This is a genomic window from Pseudomonas sp. H1_D05, assembly GCF_054682705.1.
Genome location: NZ_CP162825.1, coordinates 1447382 through 1471056, shown reverse-complemented (window position 1 = coordinate 1471056; position 23675 = coordinate 1447382). Strand labels below are relative to the sequence as shown.

Sequence of the window (23675 nt, the reverse complement as noted above, 5' to 3'; positions counted from 1 at the left end):
ATTTGCAATGATTTAATACCGAAATCTTAGGGCGTCCGTCGTTTTTGGAATAAGCCCGTGTCGCTCTCGGCAATGCATCTGGCGCAAACAGGGACGAGGGCGGTCGCTGACAGACGAGGACTGTCACACATATTTGTTAGCGTCGATCTCTTTGAATCAGGGAGAAGAGGCTTATGAAGTTCGCACCGAAATTTCTGGCTGTCGCACTGGCTGTGGGCATGGGCCTGGCCACTCAGGCGTTCGCCACCGACCTGAAACACTGGCCGGCCGATCAGGCCAAGGCGCTGGACGCGATGATCGCCGCCAACGCCAACAAGGGTAACTACGCGGTGTTCGACATGGACAACACCAGTTACCGCTACGACCTCGAAGAATCCTTGTTGCCGTTCATGGAAAACAAGGGCCTGATCACCCGCGACAAGCTTGATCCTTCCCTGAAACTGATGCCGTTCAAGGACACCGCCGACCACAAGGAAAGCCTGTTCAGTTACTACTACCGCCTCTGCGAAGTCGACGACATGGTCTGCTACCCGTGGGTGGCGCAGGTGTTCTCCGGTTTCACCCTCAAGGAACTCAAAGGCTACGTCGATGAGCTGATGGCTTCGGGCAAGCCGGTGCCAGCGACTTACTACGAAGGCGATGTGGTCAAGAAACTCGACGTCAACCCGCCGAAGATCTTCACCGGCCAGCAAGAGCTGTACAACAAGCTGATGGAGAACGGCATCGAGGTCTACGTGATGACCGCCGCCTCGGAAGAACTGGTGCGTATGGTCGCGGCGGATCCGAAGTACGGCTACAACGTCAAACCGCAGAACGTCATCGGCGTGACCACCCTGCTGAAGAACCGCGAGACCAACGAACTGACCACGGCACGCAAGCAGATTACCGCCGGCAAATATGACGAGAAGGCCAACCTTGGGCTCGAACTGACGCCGTATCTGTGGACGCCGGCGACGTGGATGGCCGGCAAGCACGCAGCGATTCTGACCTACATCGATGAATGGAAAAAACCGGTATTGGTCGGTGGCGATACCCCGACCAGCGACGGTTACATGCTGTTTCACGATGTCGATGTGGCCAAGGGCGGGATTCACTTGTGGGTCAACCGCAAGGACAAGTACATGACGCAAATCAACGGCATGATGGCCAAGCATGCGGCGGCGCAGGCCAAGGAAGGTTTGCCGGTGACGGCGGACAAGAACTGGGTGATCGTCAAGCCAGAAGAAATCCAGTAATCACCGCAGATCTAATGTGGGAGCGAGCCTGCTCGCGAAAGCGTAGTGTCAGTCACCATCTTCGTTTCTGACATACCGCCTTCGCGAGCAGGCTCGCTCCCACAGTGTGATCTGCAGTGACTTTGGGATTTCGGCCAGACAAAAAAATGCCCCGCACTTGGCGGGGCATTTTCTTTTCGACAGCTGAGGCTTACAGCCCGTCGAGCATCGCTTTGTTACGCACAGCACCCTTGTCGGCACTGGTCGCCAGCAGGGCGTAGGCCTTGAGGGCGGTGGTCACTTTGCGTGGACGCACTTCGACCGGTTTCCAGCCTTTCTTGTCCTGCTCGGCGCGGCGTGCGGCCAGTTCTTCGTCGCTGACCAACAGGTTGATCGAGCGATTCGGAATGTCGATCAGCACCTTGTCGCCGTCCTGCACCAGGCCGATCGCGCCGCCGGCTGCTGCTTCTGGCGAAGCGTGGCCGATGGACAGACCCGACGTGCCGCCGGAGAAACGACCGTCGGTGAGCAGTGCACAGGCTTTGCCCAGACCTTTGGATTTCAGGTACGACGTCGGGTAGAGCATTTCCTGCATGCCCGGGCCGCCTTTCGGGCCTTCGTAGCGAATGATGACGATGTCGCCAGCCTTCACTTCGTCAGCAAGGATGCCGCGTACGGCGCTGTCCTGGCTTTCAAAGATCTTCGCGTTGCCTTCGAAGACGTGGATCGACTCGTCAACACCGGCGGTTTTCACCACGCAGCCATCGAGCGCGATGTTGCCGTACAGCACGGCCAGGCCACCTTCTTGCGAATAGGCGTGTTCGAAGCTGCGGATGCAGCCGTTCTCACGGTCGTCATCGAGGGTTTCCCAACGGGTCGACTGGCTGAACGCCGTCTGTGTCGGAATACCGGCAGGGCCGGCCTTGAAGAAGTGGTGCACCGCTTCATCGTCGGTCTGGGTGATGTCCCACTTGGCGATGGCTTCTTCCATGCTGCGGCTGTGCACAGTCGGCAGGTCGGTGTGCAGCAGACCGCCACGGGCCAGCGAGCCGAGGATGCTGAAGATGCCGCCGGCGCGGTGCACGTCTTCCATGTGGTACTTCTGGATGTTCGGCGCCACTTTGCACAGTTGCGGGACGCTGCGCGAGAGACGATCGATGTCGCGCAGGTCGAAATCGATCTCGGCTTCCTGAGCGGCAGCGAGCAAGTGCAGGATGGTATTGGTCGAACCGCCCATGGCGATGTCGAGCATCATCGCGTTCTCGAACGCCTTGAAGTTGGCGATGTTGCGCGGCAATACCGACTCATCGTTCTCGCCGTAGTAGCGTTTGCACAGCTCGACGATGGTGCGGCCGGCCTGCAGGAACAGTTGTTCGCGGTCGCTGTGGGTGGCGAGGGTCGAACCATTGCCGGGCAATGCCAGACCCAGTGCTTCGGTCAGGCAGTTCATCGAGTTGGCGGTGAACATGCCGGAGCACGAACCGCAGGTCGGACAGGCGCTGCGCTCGTACTCAGCGACTTTCTCGTCAGAAGCGCTGGCGTCGGCGGCGATCACCATGGCATCGACAAGGTCGAGGCCGTGGGAAGCGAGTTTGGTCTTGCCGGCTTCCATCGGGCCGCCGGAAACGAAAATCACCGGAATGTTCAGGCGCAGGGCAGCCATCAGCATGCCCGGGGTGATCTTGTCGCAGTTGGAGATGCAGACGATGGCGTCGGCGCAGTGGGCGTTGACCATGTACTCGACGGAGTCGGCGATGATTTCGCGACTCGGCAGCGAATACAGCATGCCGTCGTGGCCCATGGCGATGCCGTCATCCACGGCGATGGTGTTGAATTCCTTGGCCACGCCACCGGCGCGTTCGATTTCACGGGCGACCAGTTGACCGAGGTCCTTCAGGTGCACGTGGCCCGGTACGAACTGGGTAAACGAGTTGGCAATGGCGATGATCGGCTTTTTGAAGTCGTCATCTTTCATCCCCGTGGCGCGCCACAGTGCGCGGGCACCGGCCATGTTGCGGCCGTGGGTGGATGTTTTCGAGCGGTAATCTGGCATGGAGCACTCCGGGCGGCTAATCAGGTATCAAAGGGGAGTGAGCTTCTATTGACGTCTGGAACACTCAGAAATGGCCGTGTGTCCGTGAAGTTGCCGATGACGTTGCGGGATCGCCGCTGGTCTCAGCCTGAGCTCATAAACCCGCCGGGGGATGAATGGCGATGAATCAGCCGATTCTACACCGCTGGCGTCTGGAGGGAATGGCGCAAAGCGTTGTTCCAGTGCCGACGGCGTGTATGGAATGACGACCGGCGGGTTTAATCACCGCCGGTCTGCGCCATGACGTTGCCTTCAAGGTTTTTCGCGCGACGGCTGAGCCGGTTGTTGAGCACCAGCGCGATCGCGCTCAGCAGCACAAAGCTGTAACCCAGCGTCAATTGCAGATTGGCCGGACTGAGGCTGATCAATGCGCTGATCAGGCCGCCACAAATAAAGATAATCGTACTGCCCGCCGAGGCCGATGTGCCGGCGTTCTCAGGAAACAGGCCCATGGCCCGAGAGGTGGCGGCAGGGCGGGCAATGGTGGTGCCGGCGGTGCAGATCAGCATCGGGATCAACACCGTGGCCGGCGCCAACACATGATTGGCTGCCAGGTACAGCATTGCCAGTCCCGACAGCAGTATCAGGCTCAGCCCGGTGAAGATTTGCTGAACCGGCGTGATGCGTCGATTGAGTACCGCGGCGATGATCCCGCCGACAACATACGCCGCACCGTAAACCAGCAGGATCAGCGAAAAGTCGTAAGGCGCGAGTTGCAGTTGGTCCATGAAAATCAGCGGCGAAATCACGATGAACGAGAAGTGGCAGGCGAAGGCGAACGCCGAAATCAGCCAATAGCCGACAAACTCGAAGTCTCCCAACACGCGTCGGTAGGATTGAATGAAGCCGGTCGGCGAACCACCTGAGGCCGGACGGCTGCTCGGTAAAAACAGCCAGGCCTTGATCAGCACCGTGGCGGACAGTGCGCAAAAGATCCAGAAGCTGCCGCGCCAACCAAGTGTCGCCTGGAGAAAAGTCCCGGCCAGCGGCGATACCGAAATGAATATCCCGGTCGCCGTGACCATCAGGATCCGTAACCGGTCGCGCTCTTCACCTTCGAACAGATCCTGCACCAGTGCCTGCGACAGCACGAAACATCCACAGCCCAAGGCCTGCATCACCCGAAATATCAGGAATAGCGTGTAATCGGAGGTCAGCACGCAACCGAACGCACCCAGCATCGATACGCTCATGCCGGCGAGTAACAGGCCCTTGCGCCCGATCACGTCCGAGAGGGGGCCGATCAAGAGCTGGGCAAACGCGATCCCCACGGCGAACAGGCTGATGGACAGTGCGATGTCTGCCGGTGAACGGAGAAAGTGCGTCGCCATTGCCGGAAAGGAGGGCAGCAGCACGTCCAGTGGAAACACACCCAGCAGCACCATGGCCAGCAACAGGCTGACAGCGGCGCGGCGCTGCCTGGTGGTTGCCACGGATTGTCCTTTATCCATCGATCAGTCCTGCCTTGGCGAAAAGTTTCTGGTTATGGGGAAGTGCGAAAAAACCGGCCTTGCGTAGTGCGTCCAGCGTTGCGACGGCGCCTGATCGTGCACGGGCCCGGTTGGCTTGCACCGTCGCCATGCCGCCGACGATTTGTTTCACGTCACTGTCGGCGATGCCTGCCCCTCGCAGGCTCTGTTGCAGCCAGCGTTCGTCGGCCTCGAAAAAAATCCCGATGATCTCCAGCAGTGTCCGGCTCACAAACGCACGCTGGCGGCTGTTCATCGACAGCCAGAAATAATGGAACACCTCGCTGAAGTAGCGGCTGTGGCGGGCTTCGTCAGTCAGGTGGTCGCGCAGCATGTCGTTGACGCTGGACACCAGGCTGTCGCGGCAGACGTCCAGCAGTTCGCGGGCAATGATGGTTTCCGAGACGAAACCGAGCAGAAACCATGCCAGTGGCCGGTTGTTTTCCGGGGTGCGGGCGATCAGTGCGTTGAGGCGGCTGATGCGCTTCGGAATCGTCGGACGTCCGGTGAACCCGTAAAACGCGGCGATCTGTTCGGCGAGACGATTGGAGAACAGCGCGTGATAACCCTCGTCGGTATAGAGCTGCAGCGCGGCGTGCTTCATCGGCAGAGGCACGTAAAGGGGCAGTTCCCGGTGCACGATGACTTCTACTGCACGATTGACGATGCGGTGTTCAAGCAAGGTGGTGTAATCGAGAAAATGCACCAGATGGTTGGCTGCCAGTCGATGCTGTACGTCGCGCCCCGCCGCCTGGATGGCCGGATGTGCCAGATAAGGCAGAAATGCCGGCGGGAACCAGTGGCGGGTTTGCAGTTGCAGCGGCACATCGGCGGGCAATTGATAGTCATGGGTACTGCTGCGCACCGAGGCCCGGCTTTCCCAGTCTCCCAAGGTAAATTTGAGCGCCCAGGACACCGGCGCTTGATCAGGGTCGGCCATCGACAGGGTCATGCCTGTCCCTCGCGCAACAGCTCGCGCATTTCGTGGCACATCACTTGCCCGTCGCTTTGTCCACAGCCAACAAAGAACAGCGGTTGTTCAGCGCTGCCCTCGAGATTGAGCAGTGCTTCGACCTGCTGGTCGGCAAATGCGCCGGTCAGCCAGGTGTTGAGGCCCAGTGCCGTGGCGACCAGTTGAAAGGTTTGCGACAAGTGGCCCGCTTCAACGAAGGCCATGCGATAGGCCCGCGAGTGTTCGTACTTCCACCAGAGCCGGTCAAAACGGGCGGTGATGAACAACCCCAGCGGCAGGTTGTTGATGAAGTGCTGACCGCCGAGCAATTGGCCCAGCGCTGGTTGAGGCAGCGGATTGATCCGGCTCAGGGTGTGGTCGGCCGGATGATAGGCATAGATGCCCGGTTCCAGGCCATCGACGTTCTGCACCAGGAGGAAGCCTTCGCAAGCGTTCAGGCCCCCCGCGGAAGGACTGCTTCGCCGTGCGCTTAGTCCTTGGGCGATGCTGTCGTCGCGATCATTGTCTCGTTCATGGAGATAACCGAGGGAAAGGTAAAGCAGGGTGCCGACGTCCTTCAGCGTTATCGCTGCACCTGTATAGGAGCGGCAGGTTTTGCGCTGGAGCAGAACATTTCCCAGACGGTCGTTATTCAAAGCGCCCGGCGCAGGCAGGGCGATACGCTGCTCGGGTGCTGGTGTCGGGCGGTCTGTAGCAGGCTGTGGGGTGGCCAGTACTTCGTTGCAGTGCGCCAGATATTGCCTGGACCACTCGTGAATATTCTGTGGGGTATGTTCGCAGGGAATATTTTGTGTGCCGATGTGATAAATCTTCGACAGCTCATCCCAGCCCCATGGCGGATTGTCTATTTTTGAAACGGTAAGAATATCTGCGCTCAATAGTTGTGTGTCTATTATGTTGTGCGCGTCGAACAGTTGAGGGTTGTTGATTAGTTGCGCAAGGCGAGTTGCATAGTTCAGATCAAGTTCGTGTTGTGTATGGTTTTTATAATTCCACACAACTTGTCCGGTCTGGCGCGGCAATATAAACAAGTAAGGATTGATGTGCATATTGATCGTTTCACTCTGGAAGAAGTCAAAAGGACGCCGGGTTGCCGGCACTCCCCAGCGTCCTGACTTACTTAGCGGGCTTTAGGGGCAACCAGAAAAGCCAGGTTTGCGATTTTTTTACTTTCCAGAGAAATACTTTTCATGATGTGAACTCCTTGTTCATTGATAGTTGAAGTCACCTCGTGGTGACAACTTCATAATAGTTTGTAATGGATTATTGGCAAGGGGGTATTAGGTAGGAAATTTCCAGTAATTTTGTCGGAGCAATCTTTAGCTGAAAATAAACTTGTAGGGCAAGTTTCAGTAATTAAAAGACGTAAGGAAATGTCCTGCATGTCTGCGGGAATATAATTGTAGGAAGTCCAGGAAGATAGTGAAGGGAAGGGCGATGCCAGAAACCAAAACGGGGAGCCTGCTGGCTCCCCGTTATCCGCAAAAAATCAGCTGTTGGGCAGCAGGCGGCAGGTGATGCTCTTGATGTAGCGTGTTTCGGCGATGGCAGGGTGCACCGGGTGATCCGGACCCTGGCCGCCCCGCTCGAGCAACTGGATGTTGCGATCCAGGTGACGGGCGCTGGTCAGCAGGATGTTCTGCAGGTCATCTTCCGGCAGGTGCATCGAGCACGACGCGCTGACCAGGATGCCGTCCTTGTTGAGCAGGCGCATGGCTTGCTCGTTCAGGCGACGGTAGGCGCCTTCGCCGTTTTTCATGTCTTTCTTGCGTTTGATGAACGCTGGCGGGTCGGCCACGATCACGTCGAAGCGCTCTTCGCTGGCTTTCAGCTCTTTCAAGGCTTCGAAGACGTCGCCTTCGATGCAGGTCATCTTGTCGCCGAAACCGTTCAGCGCGGCGTTGCGCTCAACGCCGTCGAGGGCGAAAGCCGAGGCGTCGACGCAGAACACTTCGCTGGCGCCGAACGCAGCAGCCTGCACGCCCCAGCCACCGATGTAGCTATAGAGGTCGAGGACGCGTTTGCCTTTGGCGTAAGGGGCCAGGCGTGCACGGTTCATGCGGTGGTCGTAGAACCAGCCGGTTTTCTGCCCCTGAATGACCGGGGCTTCGAACTTCACGCCGTTCTCTTCCAGCGCCACCCACTCCGGCACCAGGCCGAACACGGTTTCGACGTAGCGGTTGAGGCCTTCGGCATCACGGGCTGCGGAGTCGTTCTTGAACAGGATGCCGCTTGGCTTGAGCACTTGGGTCAGGGCCGCGATCACGTCATCTTTGTGCGCTTCCATGGTCGCCGAGGCGATCTGCACCACAAGGATGTCGCCGAAACGGTCAACGACCAAGCCTGGCAACAGGTCGGAGTCACCGTAGACCAGACGGTAGAACGGTTTGTCGAACAGGCGCTCGCGCAGTGACAGGGCCACGTTCAGACGGTGCACCAGCAGCGACTTGTCCAGCGCAACTTTAATATCGCGCGACAGCAGGCGGGCGCAGATCAGGTTGTTCGGGCTCATCGCCACGATGCCCAACGGCTTGCCGCCAGCGGCTTCGAGGATGGCCTGGTCGCCGGCATTGAAGCCGTGCAGCGGGGTGGCGGCTACATCGATTTCGTTGCTGTAGACCCACAGGTGACCGGCGCGCAGGCGACGGTCGGCGTTGGCTTTGAGGCGCAAGCTAGGCAGGGACATGACGTCGCTCCGGAAAAAAGAGCGGGAGTATAGCGTGTTGCGACTTGTGCCGGGTTTGATGAGCGATGAAACGCTGATGGCCTCTTCGCGAGCAGGCCCGCTCCCACAGGGACCTTGTGTCGATCCAGAATCTACTGTGTGAGCGAGCTTGCTCGCGAGACGGCCTCGAATACTACGCCGACAGCGCGGTGATCAGCTCCTTGCTGAACGCCGGAATATCATCCGGCTGACGGCTGCTGATCAGGTGACCATCCTTGACCACTTCTTTATCGACCCAGTTGGCCCCGGCATTCACCAGGTCATCCTTGAGTGTCTTGTAACTGGTCATGGTCTTGCCGTTGACCAGCCCGGCGGAAATCAGCAGCCATCCGCCATGGCAGATCACCGCAATCGGTTTGCCGGCAGAGGCGCCGGTCTTGACCAGGTGCTGGGCATCCTGATCGATGCGGATGGTGTCGGAGTTCTGCACGCCGCCCGGCAGGACGATCGCGTCGTACTGCTCGCTGCTGGCGCTCTGGAAAGTCTGGTCGACCTCGAAGTCGTCCGCTGGTTTATCGTGGTTCCAGCCTTTGACCTTGCCGGCCTCGGCGGAGAGGATGTCGACTTGCGCGCCCGCTTGCTCCAGTGCCTGCTTGGGACCGGTCAGTTCGACCTGCTCGAAACCGTCTGTTACCAAAATGGCGACGCGTTTGCCGTTGAGGGAAGTGGCCATCGATAAGCTCCTGAGTCTGTGGGAGTTTGCCGCCGCAATGGGCCGGTGTGACCCGTTGGGCATTACAGATTCCGAAGCCTGGACGTGAATGAAAGTTCCTGACAATTGCCCACTGGTGTGTCGTCGTGCGGTTTTTAGAGGTTAGAATCGCCGCCTGTCCCAGAGTGTGTACTTATGTCCCAAGAGCTGACCACCGAACAGATTCAACAATCGCTGCAAGGCATCAGCGTGCCTGCGCAACCGCAGATCATGGTGGATCTGCAAATGGAGCAGTACATGCCCGACCCGGACCTGGAGGTGATCGCCAAGCTGATCGCCCAGGATCCCGGGCTGTCCGGCTCGTTGCTGAAGATCGTCAACTCGCCGTATTACGGCTTGAGCAACAAAATCACCTCGATTCAGCGCGCGGTGAACCTGCTGGGTAGCCGCTCGATCATCAACCTGATCAACGCGCAGTCGATCAAGGGCGAGATGAACGACGACACCATCGTCACCCTTAACCGCTTCTGGGACACCGCCCAGGATGTGGCGATGACCTGCCTGACGCTGGCCAAGCGTATCGGCACTCAGGCCGGTGACGAGGCTTACGCCTTGGGCCTGTTCCACGATTGTGGTGTGCCGTTGATGCTGCAACGGTTTCCCAATTACATGACGGTGCTGGAAAAGGCTTACGCCAATGCCAGCGCCGAATGTCGGGTGGTCGACACCGAGAACAGCGAGTTCAACACCAACCACGCGGTGGTCGGCTACTACACCGCCAAGTCGTGGCGCCTGCCGGAGCATGTCAGTGCGGCGATCGCCAATCACCACAACGCCCTGGCGATCTTCAGCGATGAATCGTCGCGCAACAGTCAGCTGAAAAACCTCCTGGCGATCCTGAAGATGGCCGAGCATATTTGTGCGTCATACCGTGTGCTGGGCAACCAGACCGAAGATTCCGAATGGAACGCCGTCGGCCCGCTGGTACTCGACTATGTAGGACTGTCGGATTACGACTTCGAAACTCTCAAACAAACAATCCGCGACCTCGGCGCGCATTGATCCGAGAACGCCATGCCTGAACTGCCAGAAGTCGAAACCACCCGTCGCGGGATTGCCCCGCACCTGGAAGGCCAGCGCGTCAGTCGGGTGATCGTGCGTGACCGGCGGTTGCGCTGGCCGATCCCCGAAGACCTCGATGTGCGCCTGTCGGGGCAGCGCATCGTGCTGGTCGAGCGTCGCGCCAAGTATCTGCTGATCAACGCCGAAGTCGGCACGCTGATCAGCCACTTGGGCATGTCGGGTAATTTGCGTCTGGTTGAAGCCGGATTGCCGGCGCTTAAGCACGAACACGTCGATATCGAGCTGGAGTCAGGGCTGGCGCTGCGCTACACCGATCCGCGCCGGTTCGGCGCGATGTTGTGGAGCAACGACCCGCTCAATCATGAACTGCTGATTCGCTTGGGGCCTGAGCCACTGACCGATCTGTTCGACGGCGAGCGCTTGTTTCAGCTGTCACGCGGGCGGTCGATGGCGGTCAAGCCGTTCATCATGGACAACGCAGTGGTGGTCGGGGTCGGCAATATTTACGCGACCGAAGCGCTGTTCGCCGCTGGGATTGACCCGCGCCGCGAGGCCGGGGGCATTTCCCGGGGGCGCTATCTGAAGCTGGCGATAGAGATCAAACGCATTCTGGCCGCTGCCATCGAGCGCGGAGGTACGACGCTGCGCGATTTCATTGGCGGCGACGGTCAGCCGGGGTATTTCCAGCAGGAACTGTTTGTCTATGGCCGTGGCGGTGAACACTGCAAGGTCTGCGGTACCGGTTTGCGTGAAGTGAAGCTCGGCCAGCGTGCCAGTGTGTTCTGCCCGCGCTGCCAGACCTGAGACAACAGGCTGAAAAAGTCCTACGGTCTATAGTGAGTTGTCTCACTGTTCAGCCCGAAGGATCGTGCCATGAAATCCTTGCAAACCCTCGTTATTACGCTGCTGCTGTGTTCCAGTCTGGCGGTTCAGGCCACGGAAAACGGCAGCGGTGACCCGCGCTACACCATCCAGAATCCACCGGCCTACGCGATGATCGGCGACTTGCTGATTGCCCGACCTTTATTGGTGGTGGCGACGGTCATCGGTGCGGGGGCGTTCGTCGTGTCGTTGCCGTTCACCGCACTGGGCGGCGGGGTGGGCGATGCCGGGCAGGCGCTGGTAGTTGATCCGGCTAAAGCCGCTTTTGTGCGGTGCCTGGGGTGTATCGGGGAGGGGTTTGAGCAGCGCGAGTAAGCTGAGCAGGGATTTCCTGTGTGGCTGACGGCCCTTTCGCGAGCAAGCTCGCTCCCACATTGGAACGCATTTTAAATGTGGGAGCGAGCTTGCTCGCGAAGAGGCCCGAAAGAGCGCTACAAATCCGGCGGATCAAGCCTTGCCAGTGATCTTGCGGTATTTCTCCATCAACTGTTCTTCAGTCTCCGGATGCGCTTCGTCCAGCGGAATGCAATCCACCGGGCAGACCTGCTGGCATTGTGGTTCGTCGTAGTGGCCGACGCACTGGGTGCACAGGTTCGGGTCGATCACGTAGATCTCTTCGCCTTGGGAGATGGCGGCGTTCGGGCACTCGGGTTCGCAGACGTCGCAGTTGATGCAATCGTCGGTGATGATCAGGGACATGCTAACTCCAGCCAGGGCGGCAGGCCCGGGCGCTATAAATCAATGCGCGCAATTGTGCCGCATTGGCGAGCGCAGTGCACGCGGCTGCGATCAAGGGCACGAGACTGCAATCTTTTAAAAGCAAAAGATCACAGCCTTCGGCAGCTCCTACTTCTTGAAGCGCAGGGTCAACGCATCAGCCACGGCCGGGTGGACGAACTTGCTGATATCGCCGCCCAGCGCGGCAATTTCCCGCACCAGCGTCGAGGAAATGAACGAATAACGCTCGGACGGCGTGAGAAACAGGCTCTCCACATCCGGGGCCAACTGACGGTTCATGTTGGCCAGCTGGAATTCGTATTCGAAGTCCGACACCGCACGCAGGCCGCGCAGGAACACGTTGGCGTTCTGCTCTTTGGCGAAATGCGCCAGCAGTGTCGAGAAACCGACCACTTCCACGTTCGGCAGGTGTTTGGTCACTTCGCGAGCCAGTTCTACCCGTTGTTCCAGCGGGAACAGCGGGTTTTTCTTCGGGCTGGCAGCGACTGCAATAATCACGTGGTCGAACAGGCGCGAGGCGCGTTCGACCAGATCGCCATGGCCCTTGGTAATAGGGTCGAAGGTACCTGGGTACAACACTCGGTTCATCGCGTCGTCCTGGCGGGAGTCCGTTGGGGAGTCGGATGGTATCGCAGCCGTCCCGGTCGGCCAAGTCGCCTGTTGGGTAAGAAAGCACTATAGACGAGGCGATTAATCGGTTTTTTCACGGGTTTCTCAGCCGATCGGCGAGGGAAGTCGCCAGTTGCGCGGTCAGGCCATACACCGATAGCTGCGGGTTGGCGCCGATGCTGGTAGGGAACAGCGAGCCGTCGTGAATCGACAGATTAGCCAGTTGATGATGCCGGCCGAGACTGTCGGTGACTGCGCTTTTCGGCTCTTCGCCCATCGCGCAACCGCCCATGACGTGCGCGCTGCCCAGACGCGTGCGGTACAGCTCAAGGCTCAAACCATCGATCAACGTGCGGGCCTCGGCCAGGGTTTTCACGTAACGGGCGTCGGCGTGCATCGGCATCACCGCTTTCGCGCCGCCGGCGAACTGGATTTCGGCCATGACGTGAAAAGCCCGGCGCAAGCCTTCCCAGGCGTAGGGTGACACCTGATAGTCGAGCACCGGCGAACCATCGCCACGCAGCTCGACGGTGCCGCCCGTGCTGTCCGGGTGAAAACCGTCACGCAGCAAGGCCAGCATGGCGTGGGTGTGCGGCAGGTCCGCCATGTGTTGCGCGCTCTCTGCGCCAAAGCCGCCGAGCAGGGTGGCAGCCAAGGCCGGATGCAACGGCGGCACTTCGAGTTTGAAGGCCATCGGCCCGCTGGTGCCGTCCTTCCACTGGAAATGGTCGGAGTAGATCGACTGCGGCGCCCCGTAAAACGGGTTGATGACTTCGTCGAAGCGCGCTGCGGACATGTTCACCGGGTGCAGGAAGGTACGTTTTCCCAGGGTTTTATGTGGGTCCGCAGCATCCGAACGCAGCAGCAGCGCCGGGCTGTTGATGCCGCCGCCGGCGAGCACGTAATGCCGCGCCTTGACCGTGATCTTGCGCCCGGTCGGCGTGACGCAACGTTCGTCCATCGCCACGCATTGCAGGCCAGTGACCTTGTCGCCGTTGATCAGCAGCTTCTCCGCGCGGGCCAGATAAAGCAGTTCGCCGCCCTTTTCCAGAGTCGCCGGAATGGTCGTGACCATCATCGATTGTTTGGCATTGGTCGGACAGCCCATGCCGCAATAGCCGAGGTTCCAGCAGCCGCGCACGTTACGTGGGATCACGTGCCAGCTATAGCCAAGTTGCTCGCAGCCTTTACGGATCACGTCGTTGTTGGCATTGGGTGGCACCCTCCACGGGGCGACGCCGAGGCGCTGCTCCATTTTCTCGAACCACGGCGCCATCTCGGCAGGGCTGTGACCTTTGACGTTGTGTTCCTTGGCCCAGTGCTCGAGGGTCGGCTCCGGGGTGCGAAAGCTCGAGGTCCAGTTGATCAGCGTCGTGCCGCCGACCGCGCGGCCCTGAAGAATGGTGATCGCGCCGTCCTTGCTCATGCGCCCGATGCCTTCCTGATAAAGGCTGCTGTAGGCCTTGTCTTCGAGCATTTTGAAATCTGAACTGGTTTTCAGCGGGCCTTCTTCGATCAGCAGAACTTTGTAGCCGGCAGCGCTGAGGATTTCTGCCGTGGTGCCGCCACCGGCGCCGCTGCCGATGATGGCCACGTCGGCTTCAAGGCTGAGATCGTCGCTCAGTTGTGCGCCGTTGTAGGTTTTCCAGCCTCGGGCGAGGCCTTCGCGGAACGGGTCGGGTACGGGCATCGATCAGGTTCTCTTGTTTTTGTTGTTCTGGCGGGCCTCATCGCGAGCAGGCTCACTCCTACAGGGAATGCATTTCAAATGTGGGAGCGAGCTTGCTCGCGAAGGGAGCGACACGGTTTCAGACGCTAGGCGGCCCTGGATAACCGCAATGCACCCACGATTCTGCGCGGGTATACCAGGCCATCATCACCATCTGCTGCAACGAGCTACGCCCCATGCGCAGTAGGTTCAGCGAACTGTTTTCCCAGCGATCAAGGAAATGCCGCATGGCCTCGGCACTGGCGTTCTCCCAACTGCCCCAGATCCCGGTGAGTGGCCCGCGCGTCACGGCCATGCCGAGTACGTCGAACAGTTGCCGGGTGAGCTTGAGCATTTCCGGCGACAGGTGATCAAGGCTGTAGTCCAGCGACTTGAGCGTGCCATCAACCGCGCTCGGCATCTTCTCGGCTGCCACTGCGCCGTCGAGCATCACCGGAATCAGCGCGCGCAGAAACAGCAGGTCGCCGTCACGCAACGAGACAAAACCGTTGGCCGCGACGCTCGATGAACAGCCACTGAGGCTGGCGCCGAGTCCGGCGGTGGCGAGAAACGCCGTGGCGCCGAGGCTGAATTTCAGCAGGCCACGGCGCGACAGTGCAGGTGTTTCGGTCAGGCTTGGGTGCATTGTTTTTATTACCCGGCGGTGACAAAGGTTTAGCGAATGAACAGCTTCTGGATCAGTTTCTGAATCGATGTGCCGTAGGGCGGGTAAATCAGTCGGGCTGCGTTGAAGCGCTGTTTAATCAGCACGCCCTTGGCTTTGCTGAAGGTCAGGAAGCCTTCGTGACCGTGGTAGTGGCCCATGCCCGAAGCGCCGATGCCACCGAATGGCATATCGTCCTGAGCCACATGCAGCAAGGTGTCGTTCAGGCACACACCGCCGGAATGAGTTTCGTGTAGCACCCGGTTCTGTTCGCGTTTGTCGTAGCCAAAGTAGTAAAGAGCCAGAGGACGTGGCCGCTGATTGATGTAAGCAAATGCCTGCTCCAGGTCCTGATACGGCACGATCGGCAGCAGCGGGCCGAAGATTTCGTCCTGCATCACCGTCATCTCATCGCTGACATTCAGCAGCACACTGTGTGGCATGCGTCGGCCCTGGCCCTGCTCGAACAGCGGAATCAACAGCGCGCCCTTGCTGGTGGCGTCGCTTACATAACCGTTGAGCCGCGCCAGTTGGCGTTCGTTGATGATCGCCGTGTAGTCCGGATTGTCGGTGAGTGTCGGGTAAAAACCCTGCACCGCCTGGCGATAGGCTTCGACAAAAGCACCGACCCGGTCTTCCGGCACCAGCACGTAATCCGGGGCAACGCAGGTCTGGCCGGCGTTGAGGGTTTTACCGAAGGCTATGCGCTCGGCGGCATCTTTGAGCGGTACATCGCGGGAGACGATGGCCGGCGACTTGCCGCCCAGTTCCAGGGTGACCGGGGTGAGGTTTTCGGCGGCGGCGCGCATCACGTGTTTGCCGATGCTGGTGGCGCCGGTAAACAGCAAGTGGTCGAAGCGCAAGCGCGAGAACGCCACGCCGATGTCGGCTTCACCGAGCACCACGCAGACCAGGTCTTCGGGGAAGATCCGCGCCAGCAATTCCTTGAGCAATAGGCCGGTGGCGGGGGTTGATTCACTGAGTTTGAGCATCACCCGGTTACCCGCCGCCAAGGCGCCAACCAGCGGGCCAACCGCCAGATACAACGGGTAATTCCACGGCACAATGACGCCGACTACGCCCAGAGGCTGATACACCACTTTTGCCGAAGCGGGCTGAAACGCGATGCCGACCTTGCGCCGCGAAGCTTTCATCCAGCCTTTGAGATGGCGGCTGGCGTAATGAATGCCGTGCAGGCTCGGCATCAGTTCGGCGAGCAAGGTTTCGTCGCCACTGCGATGGCTGAAATCGGAGCTGATCGCCTCGATCAAGGCCTGACGCTCGTTGCTGAGCAAATCACTCAGGGCCTTGAGCCATTGCTGGCGCTGGGCGGCGGGCGGCATCGGATTGGCGGCATACGCAGCCCGCTGCGCCTCGAACAACCGGTCCAGTTCGGCCAGCGGTTGTTGCAGCGTTTGCAGGTAAGCAACGTCGGCAGTCATGGTCTGCTCCGGATTTATTGTAGTGATGAACTTTTTAGAGTCTATGCTCTAGAAAGTCAAATGACTTCCTTGCACGGCAGTGTTTTATCCATTTCCGGTTAGGTCGTAAGATGCTCCCCAACGCACTCTGAATTAAAGCTCAAGCCATGGCCCCACGAATAAAAACCAGCGAGCGTATCGTGCTGAACAGCCTTGAACTGTTCAATCAGCAGGGTGAGCGCAGCATCAGCACCAATCATATTGCCGCCCACATGGAGATTTCTCCGGGCAACCTGTACTACCACTTCCCCAACAAGCAGGCGATCATCGCCGTGTTGTTCAGTGAGTACGAAAGCCTCGTGGACAGCTTTCTGCGTCCGCCGCAGGGGCGCGCGGCGACGGTCGAGGACAAGCGTTTCTATCTCAAGGAATTGCTCTCGGCGATGTGGCGCTACCGCTTTCTGCACCGCGATCTGGAGCATCTGCTCGACAGCGATCCGGAACTGGCCGCCCGCTATCGGCGCTTTTCCCAGCGCTGCGTGATTCAGGGCGCGGCGATCTACGAAGGTTTTGTTTCCGCCGGGATCCTTGATATGGATCGCGTGCAGATCGAATCCCTGACCCTCAATGCCTGGATCATCCTGACGTCCTGGGTGCGCTTCCTGTGCACCACGCGCGAAAACTCCAACCACCTCAGTGAACAAGCTATTAAACGTGGCGTGTATCAGGTACTGGTGCTTGAAGCCGGGTTTGTCACCGAGCAGGCGCGTGACGAGGTCAATGCGTTGTTCGAGGAGTTCTACGTGCCGCTGGCCCAGGCCCTCGAAGACGTGAAATAAACCGTTCTGTTGAAATCCCTCAGGGAGCCCGTTATGCCGATTGCGCAACTGATCAGCCCCGAAGCACTGGACGCCCGCAAGGTGCAGCCGGGACTGGTGATTCTCGATTGTCGTTTTGCCCTCGAAGACCCGGACTACGGTCAGCGCAGCTATGCCGAAGGGCACATTGCCGGGGCGAGCTTTGCCGACCTTGAGCGTGACCTCAGCGGTAAAGTGGTCAAAGGCGTGACTGGCCGTCACCCGTTGCCCGAGCCGGCGGCGTTGATCGAGCGGCTGCAGGCGTGGGGCATCAACAAGGACAGCGACGTGGTTTTGTACGACGACGGTCCCGGTGCCTACGCGGCACGGGCGTGGTGGTTGCTGGCGTGGCTGGGCAAGCGCGATGGCGTGTTCATTCTCGATGGCGGGCTCAAGGCGTGGCATGCGGCGGGGCTCCCGCTGAGCCTGGATGCGCCGACGGTTACCCGTGGCAATTTCAGTGGCCAGCCGGACACCCGCCTGCTGCTCAGCGCCGAGCAACTGCAACAGCGCCTTGGTCAACCGGCGCTGACGTTGATCGATGCCCGGGCTTTGCCGCGTTTCAAAGGTGAGGTCGAGCCGATTGATCCGGTTGCCGGGCATATTCCCGGTGCGCAATGCGCGGCGTTCACCGACAACCTCGGCAGCGATGGACAATTCCTGCCGGCGGATCAACTCAAGCAGCGTTTTGCCGCGAAGCTCGGTGAGCGTTCGCCAGCGGATCTGGTTGCGTATTGCGGGTCCGGCGTGACGGCGTGTCATAACCTGTTTGCCTTGTGTCTGGCGGGTTATCCGTTGGGGTCGTTGTATGCCGGGTCGTGGAGTGAGTGGATCAACGAGCCTTCGCGCGGTATCGCCACCGGCGAATAACCAACATCTGTGGGAGCGAGCCTGCTCGCGAAGGTGTCGGATCAGTCGACATTAATGTTGAATGAACAACCGCTTTCGCGAGCAGGCTCGCTCCCACATTGGTTATTCGTTGTCTGAAGGAAGCTGTCGGGCGCTGCGGTAAGCGGCGGGCCCGACACCATAAGCCTGTTTGAACTGTCGGCTCAAATGGCTCTGGTCGGCAAAACCCAATTGCGTGGCGACCTCCACGGGCAGGCAGCCATGTTGCAGGAGTGCGCGGGCCTGGGCGATGCGCTGCTGCATCAGCCAGGTGTGCGGCGGCATGCCGGTGGCGCGACGGAACACCCGGGCGAAATGGAAGGGTGACAGATTGACCGCCGCCGCGAGCTCTTCCAGCGATGGCGGCGCCGCCAGTTGCGCGCGCAGCAGTTCTTTGCCCAACAGCACCGCGCGGTGTTCCTTGCCGGCTCGGCCGGGCACGGGCACTGCCGCATGGCGCTGCAACAGCCGCAACATCATCTCGCGCCACACCGTCTGCTGTTGCAGCGCGGTGGTCGGGCTTTCGAGCAGACGGTGCAACTGCGCAAAGCCGTTGACCAGATCCGCATCGCGATACAACGTGGCGCTGAACGCCGGCAGGTTGCTGGTGGACAGCTCCAGCTCATCCAGCAGCGAAACGATTTGCGCGGTATCGGGATAAAACGCCCGATACAGCCAGCCATCCTCGGTGCCCTTGTGTCCGGTGTGCAGTTCGTCGGGATTGATCAACACCAGCGTGCCGCTGCCCGCCAGATGCTCGGCGCCGCGATAGCGATAACGCTGGGCGCCGGCCATGATCATGCCGATCACATAGCCGTCATGCACATGCGGGGCGAAGCGATGCTCGATGTAGCGCGCCGACAGCAACTCGACCCCGGCCAGCGGCGCGGTTTGCCAGAAGCGGATCGACTCGCCCTGATCGCTCATGCGGACACGCGAGCCAGCCACTGCGGGATGCGTCGTTCCAGGTAGTAACCGGGCTGACGCAGCGAGCCTTCGACAAAGCCGACATGCCCACCGCGTGCCTGCAATTCGAAGACGGTTGACGCCGATAGCTCATTGGCCTGCGGCAAACTGTGCGGGAACACGAAAGGATCGTCCGCCGCCTGAATGATCAGGGTCGGCGTGCGGATCTCGCCGAGGAAATAGCGGCTAGAAGCGCGACGATAGTAATCCTCGGCATCCTCGAACCCGTGCAACGGCGCGGTTACCCGGCCATCGAAATCCCAGAAGGTGCGCATGTTTTCCAGCGAGCCGAGGGCGGCCAGCGCGGCGAGTCCTTCTTCACGCCCGTCGTGTTGAAACTGCCGCTGCTTGTTCTTGATATAGGCGACCATCTCGCGCATGAAGTGCGCCTGATAGACCTTGGAAAATCCTTGGCCGATGCGGTCGGCGCATTGGTCGAGGCGAAACGGCACTGATACCGCCACGGCGCCGAGCACGCCGCTGGCGCTGCCGGTTTCCCCGAGGTGTTTAAGCAGCACGTTGCCGCCCAGGGAGTAGCCGACGGCATACAGCGGTGCCAGCGGTCGTTTGGCGCGCAGATGTCTGATGGTTTCGGCGAGGTCTTCGCTGGCGCCGGAGTGATAGCTGCGCGGCAGCAAATTCGGTTCGCCAGAGCAGCCGCGCCAGTTCAACGCAACACTGGCCCAGCCTTGATCAGCCAGTGACTTCTGGATGCCCGCTACATAAGGCGAATTGGAGGACCCGGTCAGACCGTGTAACACCAGCACCAGTGGTGCATCGGCGGTGTGCGGGCCGTGCCAGTCGAGATCGAGAAAGTCGCCATCCTCAAGCCACAGGCGTTCGCGTTCACGCTCGATATGTACGGTTTTGCGCCACAGCGGCCCCCACAAGGTTTGCAGGTGCGGATTGCCGAGGCCGAAGGCGGGGTTGAAGCGTTCTGAAGAGGCGGACACGATGGTTCTCGATGCAGAGCGGCGACCCTGTTGGAAGGGGCGCCGCTTATTCAGACCGGTCGGTTAACCGGCGATCTCTGCCGTACGTTGCCACAACGCGTAATAAACCCGGCCGGATTTCTGTTCGCGATGCAGGCGCCAGTTGCCCGGCAGGCCCAGCGTCGATGGCGCCGTTTCGCTTTCAGTGTAGATCCACGAGTCCGGCGCCAGCCACTGGCGCTCTTCGAGCAAGGTGCAGACGGCAGGCAGCAGGTTCTGGTTGAACGGCGGGTCGAGGAATACCAGGTCGAACGGTGTTGCGGTCTGGGTTTCCAGATAACGCAGGGCGTCGGCGGTCTGCACCTGGCCGTTGGTGCAGCGCAGGGTGCCGAGGTGTTCTTTCAGGCTGGACACCGCAATGTTGCTGGCATCCAGTGCCTGACCCATGGCCGCGCCACGGGACAGCGCTTCGAGAAACAGCGCGCCACTGCCGGCGAACGGATCAAGCACCTTGGCCCCTTCAACGTACGGTGCGAGCCAGTTGAACAAGGTTTCACGCACGCGATCCGGCGTCGGGCGCAGGCCCGGTGCGTCGGGGAAGCTCAGCTTGCGGCTGCGCCATTGGCCGCCAATGATGCGCAACTGGTTCACACCGTTGTGAACGTTTTGCGCAGGTTTCTTGGGTGCTCGAGTCGCCATTAATGCTCCGGAACCCCGAGCGGTTGCTCGGCAGGTTTATCAGATGGGGCCGGTAACGGCTTTTGCGGCACGGTCGGGCCAGCGGTGACGATGACCATTTTGTCCGTGCTCAGGTGTTTGTTCAGAGCGTCGCGGACTTGCTCCACGGTCAGGCTTTGCGACTGACGCATGAAGTCATCCAGGTAGCTCAGCGGCAGATTATAGAAGCCCATCGCGCCGAGTTGGCCGACGATATCGGCATTGCTCGCGGTGGACAGCGGGAAGCTGCCGGCCAGTTCGCGTTTGGCGTCGTCGAGTTCCTTCTGCGTCGGCCCGGTTTTCAGGTAGTCAGCGAGCACGTCCTGCACCAGTTTCAGGGTGCCCTCGCTCATTTCTGCGCGGGTTTGCAGGTTGATCATGAACGGGCCACGTACCTGCATCGGGCTGAACGCCGAGTACACGCCGTAGGTCAGGCCGCGCTTCTCGCGCACTTCACTCATCAGGCGCGTGCCGAAACCGCCGCCACCGAGGATCTGGTTGCCCATCGACAGCGCGGCGTAATCCGGATCGTCACGGTCGATACCCAGTTGCGCGATCATCAGATTGGTCTGCTTCGACGGGAACTCGATATGGCCTGTGCTGGCCTTCGGTTCCTGTGGCTGGGCGATCTTCGCCAGCGCCGGGCCTTTCGGCAGGGCAGAAGAGACCTGATTGGCAATTGCTTCGGCGTCCGCCCGCGACAGGTCGCCGACCAGCGCGATCACCACGTTGCCAGCGGCGTAGGCCTTGGCGTGGAACTCACGCAACTGCGCGAGGGTGATCTTCGGCACGCTCTGCGGGTTACCGTCACTCGAATGCGCGTACGGGTGATCGCCGTACAAGCGCTTCATCAGCTCAAGGCTGGCGAGTTTGCCGGGGTTCTGTTTCTGGTATTCGAAACCGGCGAGCAGCTGGTTCTTGATGCGTGCGAACGAATCGGCAGGGAAGGTCGGTTTGCCAACCACTTCCGAAAACAGCTTCAGCGCCGGTTCACGCTTGTCGGTGGCACTCAAGCTGCGTAGCGAAGCCAGCGCCATGTCCTTGAAAGCACCGTTGCCGAAATCCGCACCGAGGCCTTCGAAGCCTTGCGCGATGGCGCCGACGTCTTTACCGGCGACACCTTCGTTGAGCATTGCGTTGGTCAGCACCGCCAGACCCGATGCGCTGCCGTCCTGGCTGCTGCCGGCGGCGAAGATCAGCCGCATGTCGAACATCGGCAGCTCATGGGCTTCGACGAACAATACTTTGGCGCCTTCGGCGGTGTTCCAGGTTTGCACGTCGAGTTTGCGGCTGGCCGGGGCCTTGCCGTCGAGTTCGGTCAGTGATTGCAGCTTCTGGCTGGTCTTGGCGTTGTCGAGGGCTTCGCTGGCATTGCTGTCAGCGCCTGGCGACAGGTACAGCGCGGCAGAGCCGATCACCGCCACGGCAATCAGGCCGAGCAGCAGGCGTGGGGATTTGCGCTTACTCATGAGTCGTCTCCAGTGGCAGGACGTGGGCGACGCTGAGACGTTCGCGGGTGAAATACAGCTTGGCGGCGTTCTGGATGTCTTGCGGGGTCACGCTTTCCAGATCGGCGAGTTCGGTGTCCATCAGTTTCCACGACAGACCGACGGTTTCCAGTTGGCCAATAGCGGTGGCCTGGCTGGTGATCGAATCACGTTCGAAGACCAGACCGGCAATCACTTGTGCTCGCACGCGCTCCAGTTCTTCAGCGGACGGCGCGGTGGTTTTCAGCTGTTCCAACAGCTTCCACAGACCTGCCTCGGCTTGCGCGATGGTCTTTTTCTTCTGGGTGTTCGGGGTTGCCGACAGGGTGAACAGACTGTCGCCACGGGTATAGGCGTCGTAGCTCGACGAACCGCCGGAGACCAGCTCTTCGCCGCGCTCCAGTTGCGTCGGGATGCGCCCGCTGTAACCGCCGTCGAGCAACGCCGAGATCAGGCGCAAGGCGTTGACCGAGCGTTTGTCTTCAGCCGTGGCAATGCTTGGCACGTTGAAACCGAGCATCAGGCTAGGCAATTGCGTCTGCACGTGCAGGGTGATCTGGCGTTCGCCGGGTTCGGCCAGCTCCAGCGGTTTTTTCGCTGGCGGCACGTCGCGTTTGGCGATTGGGCCGAAGTAGCGTTGAGCGAGGGTTTTCACTTCGTCCGGAGTAACGTCACCGACTACGACCAGCGTGGCGTTGTTCGGCACGTACCAGGATTGGTACCAGTGGCGCAGCTCCTCGACTTTCATCCGGTCGAGGTCGGCCATCCAGCCGATGGTCGGCGTATGGTAACCGCTGGCCGGATAGGCCATGGCCTTGTAGCGCTCGTAAGCCTTGGACATCGGCTTGTCATCGGTGCGCAAGCGGCGCTCTTCCTTGATGACTTCGATTTCCTTGGCGAACTCGTCGGCCGGCAGGCGCAGATTGGCCATGCGGTCGGCTTCCAGTTCGAAGGCGACGCCCAGACGGTCGCGGGCCAGCACCTGGTAATAAGCGGTGAAATCGTCGCTGGTGAAGGCGTTCTCTTCGGCGCCGAGGTCACGCAGGATCAGCGAGGCTTCGCCGGGACCGACTTTTTCACTGCCCTTGAACATCATGTGCTCAAGCGCGTGGGACAGACCGGTCTGGCCCGGGGTTTCGTAGCTGGAGCCGACCTTGTACCAGACCTGCGAGACCACCACCGGCGCGCGATGGTCTTCGCGCACGACGACCTTGAGGCCGTTGTCGAGGGTGAATTCGTGAGTCGGTTGCGGGTCGGCCGCCAGGGCCGAAAGGGGCAGGCAGACTGTGCTGAGCAGCAGGCCTGCAGCGCGGCGGGCTAGAGCATTCATTCGTTTTTTAACCTGTTGGGCTGCCCGCTTGGTCTTAGCGTCGGCGGGCGAGAGGGTGCTAGGATACTGATCCGTTTTACCGGCGACCACGCCTATCAGGTTTTCAGACCTGATCTGGCTGAATGGGTTTGCGGCAGAAAGCTACGGTTTATCGACTAAACTTCGCTTTTTCGCCGAATTTGCCGGTTTAGTCCTTCGTTTATACGATTCTTTGAGGTGCCGCTGGCGCCTCGACAAAATGTTGCGCGTGAACAAGCTGGATGAAACA

The 23675-nt window shown here is 60.2% G+C and carries 22 protein-coding genes; 6 read left to right on the top strand and 16 right to left on the bottom strand.

Features of this window, described 5'->3' with window-relative positions; translation table 11 throughout:
- Positions 1-173: 173 nt before the first annotated feature.
- Entirely contained in the window at positions 174-1235 is a 1062-nt protein-coding gene (locus tag AB4O11_RS06745) for an HAD family hydrolase (RefSeq protein WP_093429808.1), read from the top strand.
- A 190-nt stretch (positions 1236-1425) separates the two neighbouring features.
- Here AB4O11_RS06745 and ilvD read toward each other — a convergent pair whose 3' ends face one another.
- From ilvD to AB4O11_RS06715, 6 genes are all read right to left on the bottom strand, one after another.
- Positions 1426-3267 (bottom strand): dihydroxy-acid dehydratase, encoded by a 1842-nt coding sequence (gene ilvD, locus AB4O11_RS06740; RefSeq protein WP_435038355.1) that lies wholly within the window; start codon positions 3265-3267, stop codon positions 1426-1428.
- Positions 3268-3524: 257 nt separating this feature from the next.
- Entirely contained in the window at positions 3525-4757 is a 1233-nt protein-coding gene (locus AB4O11_RS06735) for a multidrug effflux MFS transporter (RefSeq protein WP_099757432.1), read from the bottom strand.
- Entirely contained in the window at positions 4750-5727 is a 978-nt protein-coding gene (locus tag AB4O11_RS06730) for a diiron oxygenase (protein WP_099757431.1), read from the bottom strand. The genes AB4O11_RS06735 and AB4O11_RS06730 overlap by 8 nt, the downstream gene beginning before the upstream one ends.
- Positions 5724-6797, bottom strand: a complete 1074-nt coding sequence (locus AB4O11_RS06725; protein ID WP_093429812.1) for a SagB family peptide dehydrogenase — start codon at positions 6795-6797, stop codon at positions 5724-5726. The genes AB4O11_RS06730 and AB4O11_RS06725 overlap by 4 nt, the downstream gene beginning before the upstream one ends.
- 440 nt (positions 6798-7237) lie before the next feature.
- On the bottom strand, positions 7238-8434 hold the full coding sequence (locus tag AB4O11_RS06720; RefSeq protein WP_320336189.1) for a class I SAM-dependent rRNA methyltransferase: 1197 nt from the start codon (positions 8432-8434) through the stop codon (positions 7238-7240).
- 172 nt (positions 8435-8606) lie between these two features.
- Positions 8607-9146, bottom strand: a complete 540-nt coding sequence (locus AB4O11_RS06715) for a type 1 glutamine amidotransferase domain-containing protein (RefSeq protein ID WP_093429814.1) — start codon at positions 9144-9146, stop codon at positions 8607-8609.
- A 228-nt stretch (positions 9147-9374) separates the two neighbouring features.
- On the opposite strand from AB4O11_RS06715, the gene AB4O11_RS06710 reads away from it, so the two are divergent.
- The 3 genes from AB4O11_RS06710 to AB4O11_RS06700 all read left to right on the top strand — a co-directional run bounded on the left by AB4O11_RS06710 (position 9375) and on the right by AB4O11_RS06700 (position 11405).
- Entirely contained in the window at positions 9375-10187 is an 813-nt protein-coding gene (locus AB4O11_RS06710; protein WP_175559546.1) for an HDOD domain-containing protein, read from the top strand.
- A gap of 12 nt (positions 10188-10199) precedes the next feature.
- Complete coding sequence (gene mutM / locus AB4O11_RS06705) at positions 10200-11012, top strand: bifunctional DNA-formamidopyrimidine glycosylase/DNA-(apurinic or apyrimidinic site) lyase (RefSeq protein WP_095125836.1); 813 nt, start codon at positions 10200-10202, stop codon at positions 11010-11012.
- 69 nt (positions 11013-11081) lie between these two features.
- Positions 11082-11405, top strand: a complete 324-nt coding sequence (locus tag AB4O11_RS06700) for a multidrug transporter (RefSeq protein ID WP_095049443.1) — start codon at positions 11082-11084, stop codon at positions 11403-11405.
- Positions 11406-11537: 132 nt separating this feature from the next.
- Here AB4O11_RS06700 and AB4O11_RS06695 read toward each other — a convergent pair whose 3' ends face one another.
- The 5 genes from AB4O11_RS06695 to AB4O11_RS06675 all read right to left on the bottom strand — a co-directional run bounded on the left by AB4O11_RS06695 (position 11538) and on the right by AB4O11_RS06675 (position 16251).
- Positions 11538-11789, bottom strand: coding sequence for a YfhL family 4Fe-4S dicluster ferredoxin (locus tag AB4O11_RS06695; RefSeq protein ID WP_003195146.1), 252 nt, complete (start codon positions 11787-11789; stop codon positions 11538-11540).
- A 147-nt stretch (positions 11790-11936) separates the two neighbouring features.
- Positions 11937-12416, bottom strand: a complete 480-nt coding sequence (coaD, locus tag AB4O11_RS06690; RefSeq protein ID WP_003229157.1) for a pantetheine-phosphate adenylyltransferase — start codon at positions 12414-12416, stop codon at positions 11937-11939.
- 115 nt (positions 12417-12531) lie between these two features.
- Positions 12532-14127: a GMC family oxidoreductase gene (locus AB4O11_RS06685; RefSeq protein ID WP_093429817.1), complete on the bottom strand. Its 1596-nt coding sequence runs from the start codon at positions 14125-14127 to the stop codon at positions 12532-12534.
- A gap of 118 nt (positions 14128-14245) precedes the next feature.
- Positions 14246-14791, bottom strand: coding sequence for a twin-arginine translocation pathway signal protein (locus tag AB4O11_RS06680; RefSeq protein WP_460130365.1), 546 nt, complete (start codon positions 14789-14791; stop codon positions 14246-14248).
- 29 nt (positions 14792-14820) lie between these two features.
- Positions 14821-16251 carry a coniferyl aldehyde dehydrogenase gene (locus AB4O11_RS06675; protein WP_257356548.1) on the bottom strand — a complete coding sequence of 477 codons (1431 nt, stop codon included), beginning with the start codon at positions 16249-16251 and terminating at the stop codon, positions 14821-14823.
- Positions 16252-16397: 146 nt separating this feature from the next.
- On the opposite strand from AB4O11_RS06675, the gene AB4O11_RS06670 reads away from it, so the two are divergent.
- A complete protein-coding gene (locus AB4O11_RS06670) occupies positions 16398-17069 on the top strand; it encodes a TetR/AcrR family transcriptional regulator (RefSeq protein ID WP_099757428.1) in 672 nt (223 codons plus the stop codon).
- A gap of 33 nt (positions 17070-17102) precedes the next feature.
- Complete coding sequence (locus AB4O11_RS06665; protein WP_460089168.1) at positions 17103-17957, top strand: sulfurtransferase; 855 nt, start codon at positions 17103-17105, stop codon at positions 17955-17957.
- Between the two features lie 102 nt (positions 17958-18059).
- Here the strand turns inward: AB4O11_RS06665 and AB4O11_RS06660 are convergent, their stop codons facing one another.
- From AB4O11_RS06660 to AB4O11_RS06640, 5 genes are all read right to left on the bottom strand, one after another.
- Positions 18060-18902, bottom strand: a complete 843-nt coding sequence (locus AB4O11_RS06660) for an AraC family transcriptional regulator (protein WP_093429821.1) — start codon at positions 18900-18902, stop codon at positions 18060-18062.
- Positions 18899-19894: a hydrolase gene (locus AB4O11_RS06655; protein WP_460089166.1), complete on the bottom strand. Its 996-nt coding sequence runs from the start codon at positions 19892-19894 to the stop codon at positions 18899-18901. Before AB4O11_RS06655 ends, AB4O11_RS06660 begins: the two co-directional genes overlap by 4 nt.
- Positions 19895-19957: 63 nt before the next feature.
- Entirely contained in the window at positions 19958-20572 is a 615-nt protein-coding gene (rsmD, locus tag AB4O11_RS06650; protein ID WP_093429823.1) for a 16S rRNA (guanine(966)-N(2))-methyltransferase RsmD, read from the bottom strand.
- On the bottom strand, positions 20572-22059 hold the full coding sequence (locus tag AB4O11_RS06645; protein WP_099757426.1) for a M16 family metallopeptidase: 1488 nt from the start codon (positions 22057-22059) through the stop codon (positions 20572-20574). Before AB4O11_RS06645 ends, rsmD begins: the two co-directional genes overlap by 1 nt.
- On the bottom strand, positions 22052-23407 hold the full coding sequence (locus AB4O11_RS06640; protein WP_007913612.1) for a M16 family metallopeptidase: 1356 nt from the start codon (positions 23405-23407) through the stop codon (positions 22052-22054). Before AB4O11_RS06640 ends, AB4O11_RS06645 begins: the two co-directional genes overlap by 8 nt.
- Positions 23408-23675: the final 268 nt, after the last annotated feature.

Excerpts from the sequence above, each read along its gene's own strand:
- AB4O11_RS06645 (WP_099757426.1), bottom strand. The coding sequence starts at position 22,059 with ATGAGTAAGCGCAAATCCCCACGCCTGCTGCTCGGCCTGATTGCCGTG.
- AB4O11_RS06670 (WP_099757428.1), top strand. The coding sequence starts at position 16,398 with ATGGCCCCACGAATAAAAACCAGCGAGCGTATCGTGCTGAACAGCCTT.
- AB4O11_RS06700 (WP_095049443.1), top strand. The coding sequence starts at position 11,082 with ATGAAATCCTTGCAAACCCTCGTTATTACGCTGCTGCTGTGTTCCAGT.
- AB4O11_RS06685 (WP_093429817.1), bottom strand. The coding sequence starts at position 14,127 with ATGCCCGTACCCGACCCGTTCCGCGAAGGCCTCGCCCGAGGCTGGAAA.
- AB4O11_RS06720 (WP_320336189.1), bottom strand. The coding sequence starts at position 8,434 with ATGTCCCTGCCTAGCTTGCGCCTCAAAGCCAACGCCGACCGTCGCCTG.
- AB4O11_RS06660 (WP_093429821.1), bottom strand. The coding sequence starts at position 18,902 with ATGAGCGATCAGGGCGAGTCGATCCGCTTCTGGCAAACCGCGCCGCTG.
- mutM (WP_095125836.1), top strand. The coding sequence starts at position 10,200 with ATGCCTGAACTGCCAGAAGTCGAAACCACCCGTCGCGGGATTGCCCCG.
- AB4O11_RS06735 (WP_099757432.1), bottom strand. The coding sequence starts at position 4,757 with ATGGATAAAGGACAATCCGTGGCAACCACCAGGCAGCGCCGCGCCGCT.
- AB4O11_RS06730 (WP_099757431.1), bottom strand. The coding sequence starts at position 5,727 with ATGACCCTGTCGATGGCCGACCCTGATCAAGCGCCGGTGTCCTGGGCG.
- AB4O11_RS06695 (WP_003195146.1), bottom strand. The coding sequence starts at position 11,789 with ATGTCCCTGATCATCACCGACGATTGCATCAACTGCGACGTCTGCGAA.
- AB4O11_RS06640 (WP_007913612.1), bottom strand. The coding sequence starts at position 23,407 with ATGAATGCTCTAGCCCGCCGCGCTGCAGGCCTGCTGCTCAGCACAGTC.
- AB4O11_RS06675 (WP_257356548.1), bottom strand. The coding sequence starts at position 16,251 with ATGACTGCCGACGTTGCTTACCTGCAAACGCTGCAACAACCGCTGGCC.
- AB4O11_RS06745 (WP_093429808.1), top strand. The coding sequence starts at position 174 with ATGAAGTTCGCACCGAAATTTCTGGCTGTCGCACTGGCTGTGGGCATG.
- AB4O11_RS06665 (WP_460089168.1), top strand. The coding sequence starts at position 17,103 with ATGCCGATTGCGCAACTGATCAGCCCCGAAGCACTGGACGCCCGCAAG.
- coaD (WP_003229157.1), bottom strand. The coding sequence starts at position 12,416 with ATGAACCGAGTGTTGTACCCAGGTACCTTCGACCCTATTACCAAGGGC.
- rsmD (WP_093429823.1), bottom strand. The coding sequence starts at position 20,572 with ATGGCGACTCGAGCACCCAAGAAACCTGCGCAAAACGTTCACAACGGT.
- AB4O11_RS06725 (WP_093429812.1), bottom strand. The coding sequence starts at position 6,797 with ATGCACATCAATCCTTACTTGTTTATATTGCCGCGCCAGACCGGACAA.
- AB4O11_RS06715 (WP_093429814.1), bottom strand. The coding sequence starts at position 9,146 with ATGGCCACTTCCCTCAACGGCAAACGCGTCGCCATTTTGGTAACAGAC.
- ilvD (WP_435038355.1), bottom strand. The coding sequence starts at position 3,267 with ATGCCAGATTACCGCTCGAAAACATCCACCCACGGCCGCAACATGGCC.
- AB4O11_RS06680 (WP_460130365.1), bottom strand. The coding sequence starts at position 14,791 with ATGCACCCAAGCCTGACCGAAACACCTGCACTGTCGCGCCGTGGCCTG.